The 2,166-nt window shown below is 73.7% G+C and carries 2 protein-coding genes; one reads left to right on the forward strand and one right to left on the reverse strand.

Annotated features, from left to right (window positions below; all coding sequences use genetic code 11):
- Positions 1-29: 29 nt before the first annotated feature.
- Positions 30-1,118, reverse strand: coding sequence for a saccharopine dehydrogenase NADP-binding domain-containing protein (locus tag ACFXAE_RS36110; protein WP_384723948.1), 1,089 nt, complete (start codon positions 1,116-1,118; stop codon positions 30-32).
- Positions 1,119-1,212: 94 nt separating this feature from the next.
- Here ACFXAE_RS36110 and ACFXAE_RS36115 point away from each other — a divergent pair, with 94 nt between their 5' ends.
- Positions 1,213-2,136 carry an NAD(P)/FAD-dependent oxidoreductase gene (locus ACFXAE_RS36115; protein WP_384723951.1) on the forward strand — a complete coding sequence of 308 codons (924 nt, stop codon included), beginning with the start codon at positions 1,213-1,215 and terminating at the stop codon, positions 2,134-2,136.
- Positions 2,137-2,166 lie beyond the last annotated feature (30 nt).

The raw sequence follows: 2,166 nt of genomic DNA on the forward strand, positions 1-2,166 counted from the left end.
CGGGCCGGGGGAGCGCACCGACGGGTGTGTCACGAGATGCTCAGCTCCGCCGCGCCGTCCGCCGCCAGTTCCTCGGTGACGCGTGCGGGATCGAGTACGTCCGCGGCGAAGTGCACACCGGGAGCGATCGACCCGTCGAGTGTCCGGAGAGCGGCGGCGGCGGCGAGGAACCCGCTCAGCTCGTAGGAGTCCGCGGCGCGCAGGACGAGTTTCGCGACCGGCCGGTCGTCCGCGGCCCCGTCCCGGAGGTGGAACTCCTGTCCGTACCAGGCCCCGTGACGCCGTACGTCCTCATCGGCCGCCGCGACCAGCCCGGCGGTCTCCGTGCTGTCCAGCGCCCACGCCATGGCCAGTTCCTCGGCCAGGCGCCCACCGCCGAACACGGTGTACCAGCGCACCTCCCCCACGCCCGTGGCACGGGCCAGCCGGACGGCCTCGGTCGACAGGAAGGGGAAGGCGTCGACGGGGGCGGGGAAGGCATCGAGCCGCAGCCCTCTGCGGGGAGCCAGCGCACGCTCCCGCACGTGGTCCCGCTGCCAGGCCGCCGCCGGTGTGCCGTGCTCCGGCCCACGGCCGAGCAGCACGTCGCCGGCCGCCGCCGGCGTGAGCGGCGCGACACCGCCCAGGTAGGCCTCCAGTACCGCGGCGCCCGTGGTCCGGGCGGCGAGTGCGCGGGGCAGCAGTGACGACAGGCCCGGCAGCGCGCCGGCGGACAGCACGGCCACCCGTCCGGCCGCCGCCCACCGTTCGGCGCCCCCGTCGGCGGCGAGCAGGTTGCGGACCGGGTCGTCACCGGCCGCGTCGACGTAGTCGGCACCGCCCCGCAGCGCCGACCGCGCGACCGTGTCGAGGACGCGGTACGAGGGCCCCGCGCAGTTGACGACGAGCCGGCAGTCCGCCGTGAAGCGGTCCAGTGCTTCCGCGTCGGCCAGGTCGACGGCGCGGGCGCGCACGTCCGGACCTCCCTCCGGGAGACTCGCGAGCAACTCCTCGGCCCGGGCCGGATCGCGGCCGGCCACCAGCAACGGACCGGCTCCCGCCCGGTGCAGCCGTCGCACGACGGCGCTGCCGACCGCTCCGTAGCCGCCCATCACGCCGATGACTCCAGTGTGTTGCACGGATTTCCTCACCATTCCCTGTCACACCTCTTCTTGAAAATGATAATTATTATCGTACTTACTGATCGACATGCCATGGGAGAAGTGACCGACGATGTACGACGTGATCGTGGTGGGTGGAGGACCCGCGGGCCTCAACGCGGCGCTGGTCTCCGGACGCCAGCGCAGGCGGGTCCTCCTGCTGGACTCGAACCGCCCGCGCAACGCGCCCGCGGCGCGGATGCACATGTTCCTCAGCCGTGACGGCTTCCCGCCCGCCGAGCTGCGCCGCACAGGCCGTGACCAGCTCGGCGCCTACCCGAACGTGGAGGTGCGCGAGGCCACCGTCACGGCCGCCGCGTCCGCGACGCCGGGCTTCACCGTGACGCTGGCCGACGGCACGGTGGAGCACACCCGCAAGCTGGTCCTCGCCACCGGGCAGGTCGACGTGCTCGACGAGCAGGTGGAAGGGCTGTCCGCGTTGTTCGGCCGAGGGGTGTACCACTGTCCGTTCTGTCACGGCTGGGAGACGAGCGGGATGAGCCTGGCCGTCCTGGGGCACGAACTGCCGCAGGTCATGCAGGCCCTCTACGTCGCCGACCGGTTCAGCGAGGACGTGGTCGTGTGCACCAATGGGCACCCCGTGCCCGAGCAGGCCGCGGGCCGGCTCGCCGCGGCCGGGATCGCCGTGGAGGAGACGGCCGTGACCCGCGTCGAGGGCGAGGAGGGCGCCGTCCGCCTGGTCCTGGCCGACGGACGGGTGATCGAGCGGCAGGGCGTCTACCACCGGGCACCCACCCGCCAGCACTCCCCGCTGGCCGAGCGGTTGGGGTGCCTGATCCTCCCGGACGGCTGCGTGCGGGTGGACGAGTTCCAGCGCACGTCCGTGCCCGGCGTGTACGCGGCCGGCGACACCGCCCGCCTGGAGGCGCTGCCCGACGCCCTCACCTTCGTGATCACCGGTGCCGCCGACGGCGCCCGTGCCGCGGTCTGGCTGGACCAGGAACTCTTCCGCGAGGACGCCGGCCTGAACGGCTGACACCGGGGTGCGGCGGGGACGGTTCCGTCC

The organism is Streptomyces sp. NPDC059454 (assembly GCF_042749965.1).
Classification (GTDB): domain Bacteria; phylum Actinomycetota; class Actinomycetes; order Streptomycetales; family Streptomycetaceae; genus Streptomyces.

Coding starts and splice junctions, on each gene's coding strand:
- ACFXAE_RS36115 (WP_384723951.1), top strand. CDS start 1,213: ATGTACGACGTGATCGTGGTGGGTGGAGGACCCGCGGGCCTCAACGCG.